The organism is Desulfobacter postgatei 2ac9, from assembly GCF_000233695.2.
GTDB lineage: Bacteria > Desulfobacterota > Desulfobacteria > Desulfobacterales > Desulfobacteraceae > Desulfobacter > Desulfobacter postgatei.
In genome coordinates, this window is sequence record NZ_CM001488.1 from 2,142,137 (window position 1) to 2,155,705 (window position 13,569).

Sequence of the window (13,569 nt, forward strand, 5' to 3'; positions counted from 1 at the left end):
ATTTATGCTTGATTCTATATTTTTAACCGTGAATCAATGGATGACCGGCGGCCTTGCCCTGGCGGCGCCCGGATGCTTTATATGGGGCGTTATCAGTGTATTGTTCAGCCCATGCCATCTGGCATCCATCCCGCTAATTGTCGGGTATGTTCTCTGGAATGAAGGTAAAACTGCGGGGCGGATGATTTCAATCATCTCTGGAAAAGTAAAAATATTCAGACCGCTGGCAGACGGGAAGAGTGCTGCGATTTACATTTTCGGGCCTGGAGATACCTTTAGTTTCATGCCGCTGATTCACGGATCTTCTTACCCGGCCAGTGCAGAAGCGGTGGATGATGTTAAGGCGCTGGTGATGACACGGGAAAAACTACACACTGTCATGAAGCAAAAACCGGAAATCGCTATTTTTTTACTGGAACATCTGTGCACGAGACTGCGGGAAGCCTTTAATCAGATCGAAAGGCTCTCCACAAAAGGTATACTTGGGAAGGGTAATATTGAAAAAGCCGGGTGGGCAAAATTGGCGATGACTTTAATTGATTTACCTGATCTGCAAGGAGTCAAAAAGTGAGAATCGGTATTGATATAAAACAACTCTATCGGGTGATTTGGCAAGGACCGGTGATTTTGCTGGCAGCCGTTATACTTAGCCTGCTTTCCAATGCAATCAGACCGACCTCCTTGCCGCTTGTCGCTGACTGGTCTGTCCAGGGACGTATGACGACCGAAAGGGGAGAACCTCTCTCCATCGAACTTTCGGCAGCTAAACATCTTTTTGAAAAGAAGGCGGCTGTATTTATTGATGCCCGTGATTCTATCCAGTATGGGGAGGGGCATATCCAGGGGGCGCGCAACCTGCCATGGCACAATGTTGATGACCTGTTTATGAGTGTTATGCAGGATATTTCCCATGATACACCGATTATTACCTATTGCGACGGAGAGACCTGCAACTTAAGCCACGATCTTGCCCTGTTTCTGAAAGATATGGGATTTGCCCATGTCAACGTGCTGGTGAACGGGTGGACACTATGGATAGAAAACGGTCTTCCCACCCAGGAGGGGGAGTGACAGAAAAAGGAATAAGCACAATGATACATAAAGAGGACAAAGGCTGTGAGCATATAAGTGTAAGTGAAAAAGAGTTTTTTAAAACGGCTCCCCACAACGAGGCCGGCCATTCAGAACAATGCTCAGGCCATCATCACCATGTTGATGTTGAAGAAACCAGTGGGACCAGGCTGCTGATTACCTTAGGTTTAAATCTAATCATCCCGGTGATTCAGGTTATTGCCGGAATGTTTGCCCACAGTATGGCTCTGGTTTCTGATGCCACACACAATTTCAGCGATTTCACAGCACTCCTTCTCTCTTATATTGCTTATAGAATCGGCCGCAAAGGACCAACTCTGCAGAACACATTCGGGTATCGCCGGGCTGAAATTATGGCGGCATTGCTGAATGTCATCATCCTGGTAGGTGCCTGCCTCTTTATTTTATATGGCGCAATCCAAAGGTTTTTATCTCCTGAAGTCGTGTCAGGAAAAATAATCATATGGGCTGCAATGGTCGGCATTGTGGGAAATGGTTTTTCCGCATGGCTTCTCCACCGGGATGCAAAACACAATTTGAATGTAAAAGGTGCCTTTCTGCACATGCTGGGAGATTTTTTAACCTCTGTCGTTGTGATGATCAGTGGCATTGTGATGTTTTATAAACCCTGGTATTGGCTTGATCCGGTGTTATCTGTATTTATCGCCGTTTTCATTCTCAAGAACTGTTGGGACATTTTTAAATCGTCAACAAAAATTTTGATGAACGCCACCCCGTCCGACATTGACTTAGAGGCTGTTCATGAAGCCCTTGTCAGCATTGATGGAATTAAAAGTGCCCATTACCTTCATGCCTGGCCCGTCAGTTCATCGGGAATCTACTTTTCCTGCCACCTGGTTGTTAAGGACCAGATGCTTACGGAAATAGAGAAATTATCCAAAAGTATCCGCCACATGATTTTTCACAAATTCGGCATTGATCATCCGGTGCTGCAGTTTGAGACTGAACTCTGCGGGGGCGGAACACTGCTGTGTGAGACGTTTGCTGCCAAAACAAAGGGGAAAAAAGTGGATCAGCAGAACCGAATCAGCATAAATAAAGGGAACAACGGTTCCAATGATCAGCCAAAGGCGAAAATAGGCCCAAAGACCTATGGATATTTATATCATATAGCAAGAATGGTACTTGGCGTTATTTTTATCTATGCGAGTTTGGATAAAATTATCCATCCACAGGCCTTTGCCCAGGCAGTATTCAACTATCAGCTCCTGCCAGATTCATTTATCAACCTGACGGCACTCATACTTCCATGGCTTGAGCTTATTTTGGGCTGCTGCCTGATTTTCAACCGATGGATGCCCGGAACTTCAGTTATTTCAATAACGCTGCTGACACTCTTTATGGCTGCAATCCTGTTTAATCTTTCCCGGGGACTGGATATCAGCTGCGGTTGCTTTTCAACAAACCCAGAGGAAGGCTCAATGAATCGCCTCACCCTGATCCGGGATGCGTCCTTCCTGATACCGGCCATTTATCTTGTATTTATGAGCCTTTTTAAAAATAATGGAAAAAATTAATTCAAGGAGATTTAGAAGATGAGTGATCTGAATTCGTTATTAAAAGATATGGATTTTAAATTTTTAAGTTCCGGCGAACACGGCATGACTATCGAAGGAATGCGTAAGGTGCTTGGCAACGATCATTTTGTATTTCTTGATGTCCGGACAGATGAGGAGGTGAAATATCTCTCTTTTCCCTTTGCCCTGCATATTCCAATGAATGAACTTCCAGACAGGCTTGGCGAGGTACCGAAAGACAAATTCATTATTCCATTCTGTTCTTCGGTATTCCGAGGGGCTTTGGTATATATTTACCTGAGGGCCAATGGATATGAGGAAGTAAAGGGGCTTACAGCATCTTCAGAGGATATGGCTGCGACCTTCAAACCCGGCCCCCTGGCTAAGATGTAATGTAATGAAACCGGTGTACCGGCAACCGAAAAAACCGGGCCTGCCGGTATATTTTTTATGATACGGACACAAAAAAAATGGCATCTAATATTCTAATCATCAGTCTGCTTTCATTTGTATTGAGTTTTATTTTTGCTCTGGGAGGTGTCGGAGCTGCCGTTATTCTTATTCCCGCTCTGTCCTGGGTTGGTGTCCCCTTTAATCTTGCCCGTCCCACCGGGCTTTTTGTCAATTGTGTGAGTATGCTCGGGGCGACGTGGTCTAATTTCAGGGAAAAAAAACTTGACGTGAAATTAGGTCTTCCAATTATTGCATCGTCAATTGTCATGGCCCCGGTGGGAGCCTGGGCCGGTCACTTTCTACCCACCCAGACCCTGCTTTTATCTTTTATCGTTTTTTTGTTCTTTTCCGGGTCTATGATGATATTTTTTAAAGGCTCAAAATATGCAGATCAGTACCGGGAAGATCGTCCCCTTGCAGGCCCCCTTTGTGTTGGTACACTGGCCGGAATTGTATCAGGGCTTCTTGGCGTTGGCGGAGGTGGAATCATTTCTCCCCTGATGCTGGTCCAGGGCTTTAACCCCAAAAAAGTGGCCATGGTGACTGCCCTTTCAGTACCATTTTCATCTTTCTCTGCGTTTATCACCTACGCTGCCATGGGATCGGTGTCCAGCAAAATACTTATTTTTGCAGGGCTGGCTGGCTGGTTTGGAGGGTATCTTGGTACCAAAGTGATGCAAAAAAAGATGAAGCCACAAAGTGTTAAACGCCTATTAGGCGGTGTCCTAATACTTATTGGAATTAAATCTTTATGGTCTATGGGTTTAACCGGTATTTTGCAAAATATGGGAGAGATTAAAGCATATTTAAGATCTTAACGCACTGTACCCTCTGCTAAAACCAAAAATCGTTAAGTATCAGACGGCAAATAACGTCAATTCACCGCGCCGTGCATCCGCATGCTGGATCGTCACCTGGATCTTGATCACCGAAATTTCATGCAATCGCCCTGGGATAAACGTTGACATGTATTTTTCCAGGCGATAGATTTGTACATACAACTCAATTGACCATATCGGCAGACATCAATCCCTGCCGGACAGCATGAAGGAGAAAAAGCGATGAGCAATCCGACTGCCCCGGCCATGACCATCTGCTTACCGGACCTCCTGCCGCCTGAACAACAATTTCTTCCAGGCATCCGCAGGGCCCCGGACAGAGCGTTTCGCCTGACGAGGTGTTTGATGCCGGTGTTGCCAAACGGAGAGAAACCACTTTGAAGAAAAAGGACATTGCAGATGAAAACAAAGTTGCAGAGCACAAGGGTATTTTTTTTAGGTCTGTTGTTATTTTTTGCATCAGCTCCGGCGGGGGCGACAACTTTGGAGCTTTTTGATGCAGTTTTTAATCTTGATGGGACAAAATATGCCCTGGGAGATTCCGATTCCCTCCCTGCAAATTTTACTATGGACGAGAGTGCCTTTGACTCTTTGAGCGGACTTGGAACCTTGAGTATTAATTTTTCTCCAGGAACTGCCGGGGACTACTACATAGGCGGTTTTTTCGACCATGAAATAACAAAAGAAGAAAATTATAATGTTTCAGACGAAACAGGAGAGGCGATAGGTACACCGGTGGCTCGACAGTCCTGGGAAATCGACGAGCCGGGATATTTTTTGGGAGATATCTACGACAATCTACTGAACGGGACGTTGGACAATCAAATATTTGGTGGCGCTACAATTGAGAACGATGTCTGTATGCCGTAACAACTGTAGTTCTAACAGGTTAAAGTCCTGAAGGAGGAATTGTCCGTACGCCTTCTTAGCACCGGGAAGCAGCGTCTGGGTAACCAGAGGTTGTAAGTTTCTTATGGGCAAAGATGCAGGCCGTAACGAAAGTGAACCTATATGTAGCCTCGTCAACTAATTGAAGATGCCGACCTTTTGGACATCAAGGGAAGGCCGTAGTGCCTGGGAGTAGAAAACGGAAATCCTTTCAGGTGATCTTCCGGGGTAGCAGGGATGGCATGTATCGGAAGAATTGCAGTGCAGTGCGGGAGACCCAATGCGGTTACGGTGAAGGGCCGTTAACTGATGGATATAAGGAGATCCGAAATTCCATGGGGCTGTATTGGGAGTCGGAGGGGTTCATAGTACCGATTGAGGCTGAGGGACAACATAACCCCGGCCAAGGAAAGGGACCCTACTTTGTTCACGTAACTAACGAGCGGAGGATCAGGAGATTGCAATATGCTACTAACTCCGGATAGGATCAGGACGCTTCAGAGGAAGCTCTATTGTAAGGCCAAGCAGGAACCGGATTTTCGTTTCTATTCTTTATATGACAAGGTCTACCGGGCTGACATCCTTGGTCATGCCTATCGCCTTGCCCGGGCAAACAAAGGTGCACCTGGAATAGATGGTGTCAGCTTTAAGTCCATAGAGAAGGATGGAGGGGAAATCAAATTTGTGCAAAAGTTGGAATCCCAACTTACGCAAAGTGGAAAAGGGCGCAAGCCTTACAGTGAAGAACATCGGAAAGCCGTGTACGGGAGAACCGTATGCACGGTTTGATGAGGGAGCATTGAGGATGCAAGGCCTTTGGAACACGTAGTAGCCGCGTGCGGCAAGGCGTCTCGAATATAAAAAGGGCTGAAGAAACCGGCCGAATCAGTGCTCTACTCTACCCATGGCCATGGGCTGGAACTTAACCCTGGGGAATGAACGCTATACCGCAACGGTTGATTTTGTTTTGAATCATACGGCACCAACTTCGGGTTTCTACCTTGTTCACAGGGATCCAGATAGTGAGTACAGCATTTATCTTTCCAGCGAGTTGACCATTGTCCCGGAACCTGGGACTTTATTGCTCATGGGGTGTGGTTTAGCTGGTCTGGCGCTGTTTGGCAGGCGGCAAAACTGGACAGACAAAAAGAACAGCTGACTGCCTAACAGGTTCTCCATATTCTCGTTTTTTTAAATGGACATTTAACAGGGACGGTTCGCCCTGAAGTATATCCGGACGAGTCTTATGTGAACAAAAATCACAGCAAGATTTTGTGTGGTATTACGTGTCCTTTCGGTAAGCATGCGTGAGTTAAATTATAACTCCTTGAAATTAAAATAACTGATTTCAAGGAGCGCGTTATATTTCAACGCTTTTGTCAACAAAAAAATGACGTTTTTATAAAAAAATGCTATCGGAGTTATGTTGCAAAAACCTAACCGGACATTACTGATTTTTCAAACACGGTCTAAGATATTGTTCACGCCCTCTGGGGTGGGGAAAACAACTAATGAAGCCTCAAACAGCAAATAAGGTCAACTGACCGCGCCGTGCATCGGCATGCTGAATCGTTACCTGAATCTGATCCCCTGATTTGAGTTTCAGCCCGGATGCCGGCAGCCTGGATTCAAGCATGAACTCCTTGAGCAGGACGTTGTAATGGTCCCTGTATGCATCCAGCACCAGTCCTTCAAAGCTTTCTCCCCTTAAATCCTGCAGGTATTTGATCAGCCAATAGCGTTTACGGGCAGCCTGGATGCGTCCTGTATTGGATACAGCCACGGAAATGGCGGCAAGGATATCGTCAAGCTCACGGGATGAGTAGGGTGTGCCTATACCGAATATTGCCTTGATTTGGCGCTGGGTAAGCAGGTCATGGTAGCGCCTGATGGGGGAGGTGGCCGTAACATAAGCCGGCACCCCAAGGCCTGCATGGGGCTCGGCATGGGTGGTGATAACCGCCCGGCTTAACTGCTTGCGTTGGAGGAAATTGGGCATTAACTGCGTTTCAATACCCTTGAAAATACGCTGTTTGGGTTGTGCCTGGGACCGGAATACCCCAGGCATGTCATTATTTTTTAAAAACTCAGCCATCAGGGTATTGGCCAGAATCATCATCTCTGAGACCAGCATCCGTGATGGATTCTCCCGATCCACTTTTGTATAATTGATATTTTTGTTTTCATCCAGCCATACATTGACCTCGGGCAAGGTGATTTGGATAGCCCCGGCCTTGAGGCGTTTATCACGCAGTACGGTTGCCATTTTGTAAAGTGTGGTAATGGGATCATTTTTACCGTTTACAATATTGGCCTCGGTATAGCTCATCTGCTGGTGGACTTTGATCACCGATGGAACGATTTGATAGTCCTGGATTTCAAAAAAACGGTTCATATGTACAAGGGTTGAAACCCCTGGTCGCAATTGGCCTTCCTTGAGACTGCACAGATCTTCGGACAGGCTGGGTGGTATCATGGGCAGTTTGTCGTCGGGCATGTATATGGACGAGGCTCGCTCCCGGGCGGCCATATCAATGGTATCTCCATTGCGGATGTAGGCCCCGACATCAATAATATGAATGCCAAGCCGATAACCGTTTTCCGTTGTTTCAAGGCTGATGGCGTCGTCATAATCCTGGGTGGACTGGCCGTCAATGGTAATTAATGGCAGATTTGTCAGATCCTTGCGTTTGGGATCGTCAAATACCAAGGGGGCTGTTTTGCACAGATAATCTGCGGTCTGCATCACCTTGGGTGAGAATGTAGTGGGAATTTGCAGAGATATAAGGTCCAGGTTTTCATCCGCATCCCAGATGCGGGCTTTTACAAAAAGCTCAAATATCCGGTCCGGGGAACTTAAACCTGCTTTTTTGATGATTTCCTTTGCTAAAAAGGATTTTTCAGCTTCATTACCGAAAATATAATAATCTTTTAAAATTTTTAGGAGAATCGGGTCTTGCTCTTCACTGACATGATCCTGGTCCCGGAGTCGAACCAGCCAGGCTGACCCTTTTGTGATCAGGGAATTCCTTCGTTCTTCTTCCCGGATCTGCCGTTTCTTTGCTTCCATCTGGGCTTCCGTGAAAGGCAAAAAAATTATTTTGTTAAATTTGAAATAGAGGCGGTCATTAAAAAAAGCCCGGATAACTGCAGCTTCATGGTCCGGTGTCAACGGCGGATCAAAACAGAATAAGGTCATGGTGGAAATATCAATTTCCTGGGGGTCATCATGAAGAATTTCCCATAACCCCCTTATATCTATAGACTCTGACAATTTTTTGCGGGTTTCAGTTATTTTTTTGAGGTGCGTGACCAAGGTTGTTTTGGAAAGTCCCGTATCCAGCCCGGTCTCGGAAATATGTGCCAGCCGTTTTTCGGAAAAGCTCACTTCCCGGCTGTTCTCATTAAGCAGCCGAAGTTTTCCTTTTGCTTCACTTAAAATAACCGCAGATATAATTTTTTGCTGGTCTATATATTCAACAATGTTGCCAATATTCATGAAGGGACAATAACAGGAAGGTGTATTAAAGTCAAATGCGACAAACAAAGACTGCACCTTGAAAAGACCTTGTTTTTCAAGTAAGATAGGTACTATGGCGAAGAAAAATACCAGGAAAAATAAACAAAAATTAAAGCGTAAAAATGATCTGCCTAAGCTGGCATCCGACAAAGATTTTATTGATGCTTTTTTAGCGCATGGCGAAGAGGTATTAAAAGAAAAACAGGAAAAGATCAAAAAACCCGTTGAATCCTCCAAGAACTTAAATAAACATGGCCTTCCCTTTCTGGATGATTATGAAAGTTGGATGAATAAAAATATTGATCCTCATACGCCATCTGCTGAGAATACAGCAGAAATAGAACCGGAAGTGCCTGAACAAGAAGTCGCGTTTTCAACGCTACTGGAAGTCTGGCTGAAACAGAACCCTCTTTCCAGTCATGCGCCTAAGCCTATGCCCTTGAAACGAAGACTCAAGCGCTATCCCCCACCCGAAGCAGATCTTGACCTCCATGGGTTTACAGCTATAGGAGCACAGGTTAAGACGCGATCTTTTATTTCAGGTGCCCATGTTCAGGGTTTTTTTACCCTCCGCATTATTGTGGGCAAGGGGCTTCACTCAGAAAGCGGCCCCGTGCTTCCCCATGTGGTGGAGGATCTGTTAAAGGAGATGAAAAAGGAAGATATTGTTCTATCATATAAATGGGAGGGTGGAAAAAGATCAAAATTCGGTGCTTTACTGGTTTATCTTAAGCGTTTTACTGATTAAGCTGATATTTTTTAACGGCCTTGTTGTGGTCTTCCAGGTTGGTAGAAAATTGATGCGTGGTGTCGTTTTTTGATACAAAATAAAGGTAGTCTGTCTGGGCAGGGTACAGCGCTGCCTTAAGAGATTGGGCGCCCGGGTTGGCAATGGGACCGACCGGAAGTCCGTCTATCTGGTAGGTATTATAGGGTGTGACACGCCTTAGATGTTTATATCGAATCCGTCCACAATAATCAGAAACCCCGTAAATCACTGTCGGGTCACTTTCAAGTCGCATATGGCGTTTTAGCCGGTTATGGAAGACCGATGAAATTATGGACCGTTCTTTTTTATTGCCGGTCTCCTTTTCGATTATTGAGGCGAGGATGACAATTTCATGGACACTTAAGCCGATCTCTTTTGCGCGGATTTTCCACTTTTCATTGAATGTTTTGTTAAAGGTCGAGAGCATCTTTTTGATCAATGTTTTGCAGTCTGTTTCCTTGGAGAAAAAATAGGTATTTGGAAACAGATATCCTTCTAAGGTCGTGCCCGGTATTTCAAATTGATTGATCCATTCAAGCTCATTGCACAAAGCTAAAAATTGCTGTCTGGAACATAAACCGGCTTCCTGGGCGAGCAAGGCAATTTCTTCCATGTTCAGTCCTTCTGGAACGGTGAATCGGTATACTTTGTGTTTACCCGAGATCAGAAGGCTTAAAATGGCTTCTGGATTCATACCGGTGTTCATCTCATATTCCCCTGCTTTTATCCGGGTTGTTGCCTTTTTTATCCGGGCATAAAGTTTAAACGCAATGAGGTTTGAGATTAAATCCTGGTCTTTAAGGTTTTGGGCTATGGTAGGTAAGTGCTCGCCGGGAGATATCGTAAAGGTGACTGGTTGGTAAGGAGTGATACCCACAGAGGTTTTAATAAAAGAAACCATCCAAAGAATTAAACTGCCCGCTGTTAGAGCAATGCACAGAAAGATCATAGCGAAAATAAAGGCAGGCTTTTTTATTGCTTTACATGGTTTGTCCGGTTTTTTGTCAGGGGGTTGTTCCTGTTCCGGAGGGAAGATTATTTCTTGGGAATTATTCAAATCAGTGATTTATACGTGTTGAAATTAAAACGGGTCTGCCGGTAAATCGGTCAGACCCGTATGTTTTAATTATTTCCTTGTAGCTTACTTATTTGGCAATAGGAAACTCGGTATCGGGATTGTAGCAGATCCGACAGCAGTTCAGACAGCGATTAGCCTCGGCAAGCGCCTGCTCTTCGGGCAGAACCAGATCAACTTCAATCATTGAATCCAGCCTTTGGCTAACCGGGATTTCCGGCATTTTTGCCCGTTTGCTGGGAGTTATGCCATCAACTTTTTTGAAAATAGATTCAGGGATTCTTTTTCCCAGTAAGGAATTTTCGACCGGTTCAACCGGTTTCCCTTTCAGGAACAGGTCGATGGCGCGGGCGGCACGCCTTCCGCCGCCAATGGCAGTAACAACAAGGGAAGGTCCGGTTGCCGAATCACCCCCGGTGAAAATATATGGGATTGAAGTTTGCAAGGTTTCAGGATTGTTGTCAATGGTATTCCAGCGGGTCAATTCCAAATCTTTTATTTTCGGAGTTGGATCAGTATCCTTAAAAGAGGGATCCGGTGCCTGACTGATGGCAGAGATGACCATATCAACGTCCAGTACCGTTTCAGATCCTTCAACCGGTACAGGCCGTCTTCTACCGGATTTATCCGGTTCACCCAGTTCCATCTTCAGGTATTCAAGGCCTTTAACCTTGCCGTTTTCATCTCCAATGACCCGTGTGGGGGCTGCAAGGAATACAAAATCAATCCCTTCCTCTTCGGCTGCATGAATTTCCACTGCATTGGCAGGCATTTCCTTCCGGGTTCTTCTGTAAACAATGTACACTTTTTCAAGCCCCAGCCGCTTCAGTGTTCTGACGCAGTCAATGGCGCTGTTCCCACCACCGACGATAGCAGCGGTTTTTCCTATCTTCATTTCCTGACCGCTGGAAAATCTCGAAAGCCATTCAATTCCCTTATAACATCCGTCAAGATCTTCCCCTTCAATGCCAAGGGCATAATCCTTCCAGGCACCAATTCCCATGAATATGGCGTTGTATCCGGAGGCTACCAAAGAGCTTAGTCCAAAGTCTACTCCGAATTTAACTTGGGTAAAGGCCTTTATTCCTAAATCGAGAATTCCCTGGATTTCCCAATCCAGAACCTTTTTAGGAAGTCTGTATTCTGGGATGCCGTATCTGATAATACCGCCAAGTTTTGGCATAGCGTCAAAGATATCGACCTGATGACCGAGGCGCCTTAAAAAATATGCACAGGAAAGTCCGGCAGGCCCGCCGCCAATTACAGCGACCTTTTTACCGGTATCAGGGGCACAAGTAATGGGAATCCGGGAACCGGAATTCATTTCATAGTCAGCCACAAAGCGTTTGAGCTGGTTAATGGAAACCGGTTCATCCTCAATACCCCTTCTGCACATATCTTCACAGGGATGAGGACATACCCTTCCGCAGGAAAGGAGAAGGGGGTTTCTCATGCGTATGGTCTGAACCGCCTCGGCATATTTTCCGGCTTTTATTTCACTGATATATTTCGGAATATTGATTTCAGCAGGGCAGGTCTGGGAACACGGTGCCAGAGCTCCTTGTTCCTGGTTGAATTCCATTAGTTTTTCGCTCAGGGTCTTGACTTGAATAATATTTTTGGGGCAGGCCTTCTGGCAGGCACCGCAACCAACGCATTTGGCGTCATCAACCACAGGATATCCGTTTGGTCCCATGTAAAGCGCACCAAACTGACAGGCCTTGATACAGTCTCCAAGACCGATGCAGCCAACCGTACAAACTCTGTGTCCGCCAAATATGGCAGCCATGGCTTTGCATGATGAAACACCCATATAGTGGTATTTATCAGCGGCCCGATTGCCGCCCTCACACATATTGTAGGATAACCGAGCTTCGGCCGCGCCCGCATCAACGCCCATAATTCGGGAAACCGCTTCAACGCCTTCCTTTGAATTGACAATACAAAGGGTCGGGGGTTCTTTACCAGATACGATTGCTGCTGCAGCTGCAGAACAGCCCGCGTACCCGCAACCGCCACAGTTGGCACCTGCAAGATTGTTTTCTACCTGTGCGATTCTGGGATCTTCATACACATAAAAGATTTTTGAAGAAAGACTGAGCACGATGCCGCATGTTGCGCCAATGCCCAGCATTAGCAGTATAGCTGGAATCATACAATCACCTTACATTATATTATTTTTGTGTTAAACTAAACCATGCCCCTGAAAACGGTAAAGATCAATGCGATCAGACCCGCAGTCACAAGACCGATTGAGGTATCCTGTAAAGCTTTAGGCACCCGGGCAAGGATGATTCTTTCCCTGACGCCTGCGAACAGAACCAGGGCAAGACCAAAACCTACGGCATAGGCAAAGGAGGATACCAGAGCCTCAATAAAGGTGTACTCTTCCTTGATGTTAATCAGACACACACCCATAACCGCGCAGTTGGTTGTAATCAATGGAAGAAAGATACCCAGGCCTGCATACAGTCCAGGGATACTCTTTTTTAAGAACATTTCCACGAATTGAACCAAGGAGGCTATGACCAGAATAAAAGAGAGTGTGCGCAGAAATTCAACATTCAGCGCTTTAAGCAGGTACATGTCTAAAATCCAGGTTATCATGCCTGCCATGACTAGAACAAATACAACAGCCATTCCCATGCCCATGGCCGTCTCCATTTTCTTGGAGGTGCCTAGAAAAGGGCAGTTACCTAAGAATTGGGCAAGGAGAATATTGTTGATGAAAATACAGCTAATTGCTAGAATAAATAAATCACCCATGTTATAAATCTCCTTACCTTATTTTTGCCCGATGAGGTTCATCAGGCAGAGCATTAGGCCCAGGCCGATAAATGCACCCGGAGCTTCAACCATGAATTGAAAGGGAATATAGCCATGACCTATTGTAAAGATGGGAGAACCACCCCATACTGTCAGCGTGCCGGCTCCAATGAGCTCACGTACAGCCCCGAGTGCTGCCAGGGACATAGTAAAACCAATACCCATGCCCAAGCCGTCAGCCGCAGACGGAATGACTGTATTTTTACCGGCAAAGGCTTCTGCCCGGCCCAGTACAATACAGTTTACAACAATCAAGGGTATGAAAATACCGAGTTTCAGGAACAGTTCATAGGTATACGCCTGCATCATAAATTCCACAATGGTAACAAAGGTGGCGATGATAACGATATAGCAGGCAATTCTGACCTTCGAGGGGATTATATTCCTAAGCATGGAGACTAAAATATTTGAGAAGACCAGAACAAAGGTGGTGGCTATACCCATGCCTATACCATTTTCTACGGTCTTGGTTACGGCAAGCGTGGGGCAAAGCCCAAGAACCAGCCGGAACGGGGGAATTTCCGCCCACAGACCTTTTGTAAATTCTTTTACCAGGGATTGTGCCATAA

15 protein-coding genes are annotated in these 13,569 nt (G+C 45.7%); 10 read left to right on the top strand and 5 right to left on the bottom strand.

Annotated features, from left to right (window positions below):
- Positions 1-4: 4 nt before the first annotated feature.
- The 9 genes from DESPODRAFT_RS20335 (at position 5) to DESPODRAFT_RS09850 (ending at position 5,969) form a co-directional block, all read left to right on the top strand.
- Positions 5-571, top strand: a complete 567-nt coding sequence (locus DESPODRAFT_RS20335; RefSeq protein WP_004073264.1) for a Crp/Fnr family transcriptional regulator — start codon at positions 5-7, stop codon at positions 569-571.
- Positions 568-1,071, top strand: a complete 504-nt coding sequence (locus DESPODRAFT_RS09820; RefSeq protein ID WP_004073266.1) for a rhodanese-like domain-containing protein — start codon at positions 568-570, stop codon at positions 1,069-1,071. The genes DESPODRAFT_RS20335 and DESPODRAFT_RS09820 overlap by 4 nt, the downstream gene beginning before the upstream one ends.
- Positions 1,072-1,091: 20 nt before the next feature.
- A complete protein-coding gene (locus tag DESPODRAFT_RS18670; protein WP_004073268.1) occupies positions 1,092-2,630 on the top strand; it encodes a cation diffusion facilitator family transporter in 1,539 nt (512 codons plus the stop codon).
- Positions 2,631-2,648: 18 nt separating this feature from the next.
- Positions 2,649-3,023, top strand: coding sequence for a rhodanese-like domain-containing protein (locus DESPODRAFT_RS09830; RefSeq protein ID WP_004073270.1), 375 nt, complete (start codon positions 2,649-2,651; stop codon positions 3,021-3,023).
- Positions 3,024-3,100: 77 nt separating this feature from the next.
- Positions 3,101-3,901, top strand: coding sequence for a sulfite exporter TauE/SafE family protein (locus DESPODRAFT_RS09835; protein ID WP_004073272.1), 801 nt, complete (start codon positions 3,101-3,103; stop codon positions 3,899-3,901).
- 243 nt (positions 3,902-4,144) lie between these two features.
- Positions 4,145-4,303, top strand: a complete 159-nt coding sequence (locus DESPODRAFT_RS20005) for a hypothetical protein (protein ID WP_157488465.1) — start codon at positions 4,145-4,147, stop codon at positions 4,301-4,303.
- A gap of 18 nt (positions 4,304-4,321) precedes the next feature.
- On the top strand, positions 4,322-4,792 hold the full coding sequence (locus DESPODRAFT_RS09840; RefSeq protein ID WP_004073273.1) for a hypothetical protein: 471 nt from the start codon (positions 4,322-4,324) through the stop codon (positions 4,790-4,792).
- A gap of 483 nt (positions 4,793-5,275) precedes the next feature.
- Positions 5,276-5,599, top strand: coding sequence for a hypothetical protein (locus DESPODRAFT_RS20605; protein ID WP_040015765.1), 324 nt, complete (start codon positions 5,276-5,278; stop codon positions 5,597-5,599).
- 121 nt (positions 5,600-5,720) lie between these two features.
- Entirely contained in the window at positions 5,721-5,969 is a 249-nt protein-coding gene (locus DESPODRAFT_RS09850; RefSeq protein WP_216593996.1) for a PEP-CTERM sorting domain-containing protein, read from the top strand.
- Between the two features lie 360 nt (positions 5,970-6,329).
- Here the strand turns inward: DESPODRAFT_RS09850 and DESPODRAFT_RS09855 are convergent, their stop codons facing one another.
- Positions 6,330-8,366, bottom strand: coding sequence for a ribonuclease catalytic domain-containing protein (locus tag DESPODRAFT_RS09855; protein WP_004073275.1), 2,037 nt, complete (start codon positions 8,364-8,366; stop codon positions 6,330-6,332).
- A 37-nt stretch (positions 8,367-8,403) separates the two neighbouring features.
- Here DESPODRAFT_RS09855 and DESPODRAFT_RS09860 point away from each other — a divergent pair, with 37 nt between their 5' ends.
- Complete coding sequence (locus DESPODRAFT_RS09860; protein ID WP_004073276.1) at positions 8,404-9,078, top strand: Smr/MutS family protein; 675 nt, start codon at positions 8,404-8,406, stop codon at positions 9,076-9,078.
- On the opposite strand, the gene mltG is transcribed toward DESPODRAFT_RS09860, so the two are convergent.
- The 4 genes from mltG to rsxE form a co-directional block, all read right to left on the bottom strand.
- Positions 9,068-10,048: an endolytic transglycosylase MltG gene (mltG, locus tag DESPODRAFT_RS09865; RefSeq protein WP_004073277.1), complete on the bottom strand. Its 981-nt coding sequence runs from the start codon at positions 10,046-10,048 to the stop codon at positions 9,068-9,070. The genes DESPODRAFT_RS09860 and mltG overlap by 11 nt on opposite strands.
- Before the next feature lie 196 nt (positions 10,049-10,244).
- Positions 10,245-12,329 (bottom strand): FAD-dependent oxidoreductase, encoded by a 2,085-nt coding sequence (locus tag DESPODRAFT_RS09870; protein WP_004073278.1) that lies wholly within the window; start codon positions 12,327-12,329, stop codon positions 10,245-10,247.
- A 35-nt stretch (positions 12,330-12,364) separates the two neighbouring features.
- Positions 12,365-12,940: an electron transport complex protein RnfA gene (locus tag DESPODRAFT_RS09875; RefSeq protein ID WP_004073279.1), complete on the bottom strand. Its 576-nt coding sequence runs from the start codon at positions 12,938-12,940 to the stop codon at positions 12,365-12,367.
- A gap of 18 nt (positions 12,941-12,958) precedes the next feature.
- Complete coding sequence (gene rsxE / locus DESPODRAFT_RS09880) at positions 12,959-13,567, bottom strand: electron transport complex subunit RsxE (protein ID WP_004073280.1); 609 nt, start codon at positions 13,565-13,567, stop codon at positions 12,959-12,961.
- Positions 13,568-13,569: the final 2 nt, after the last annotated feature.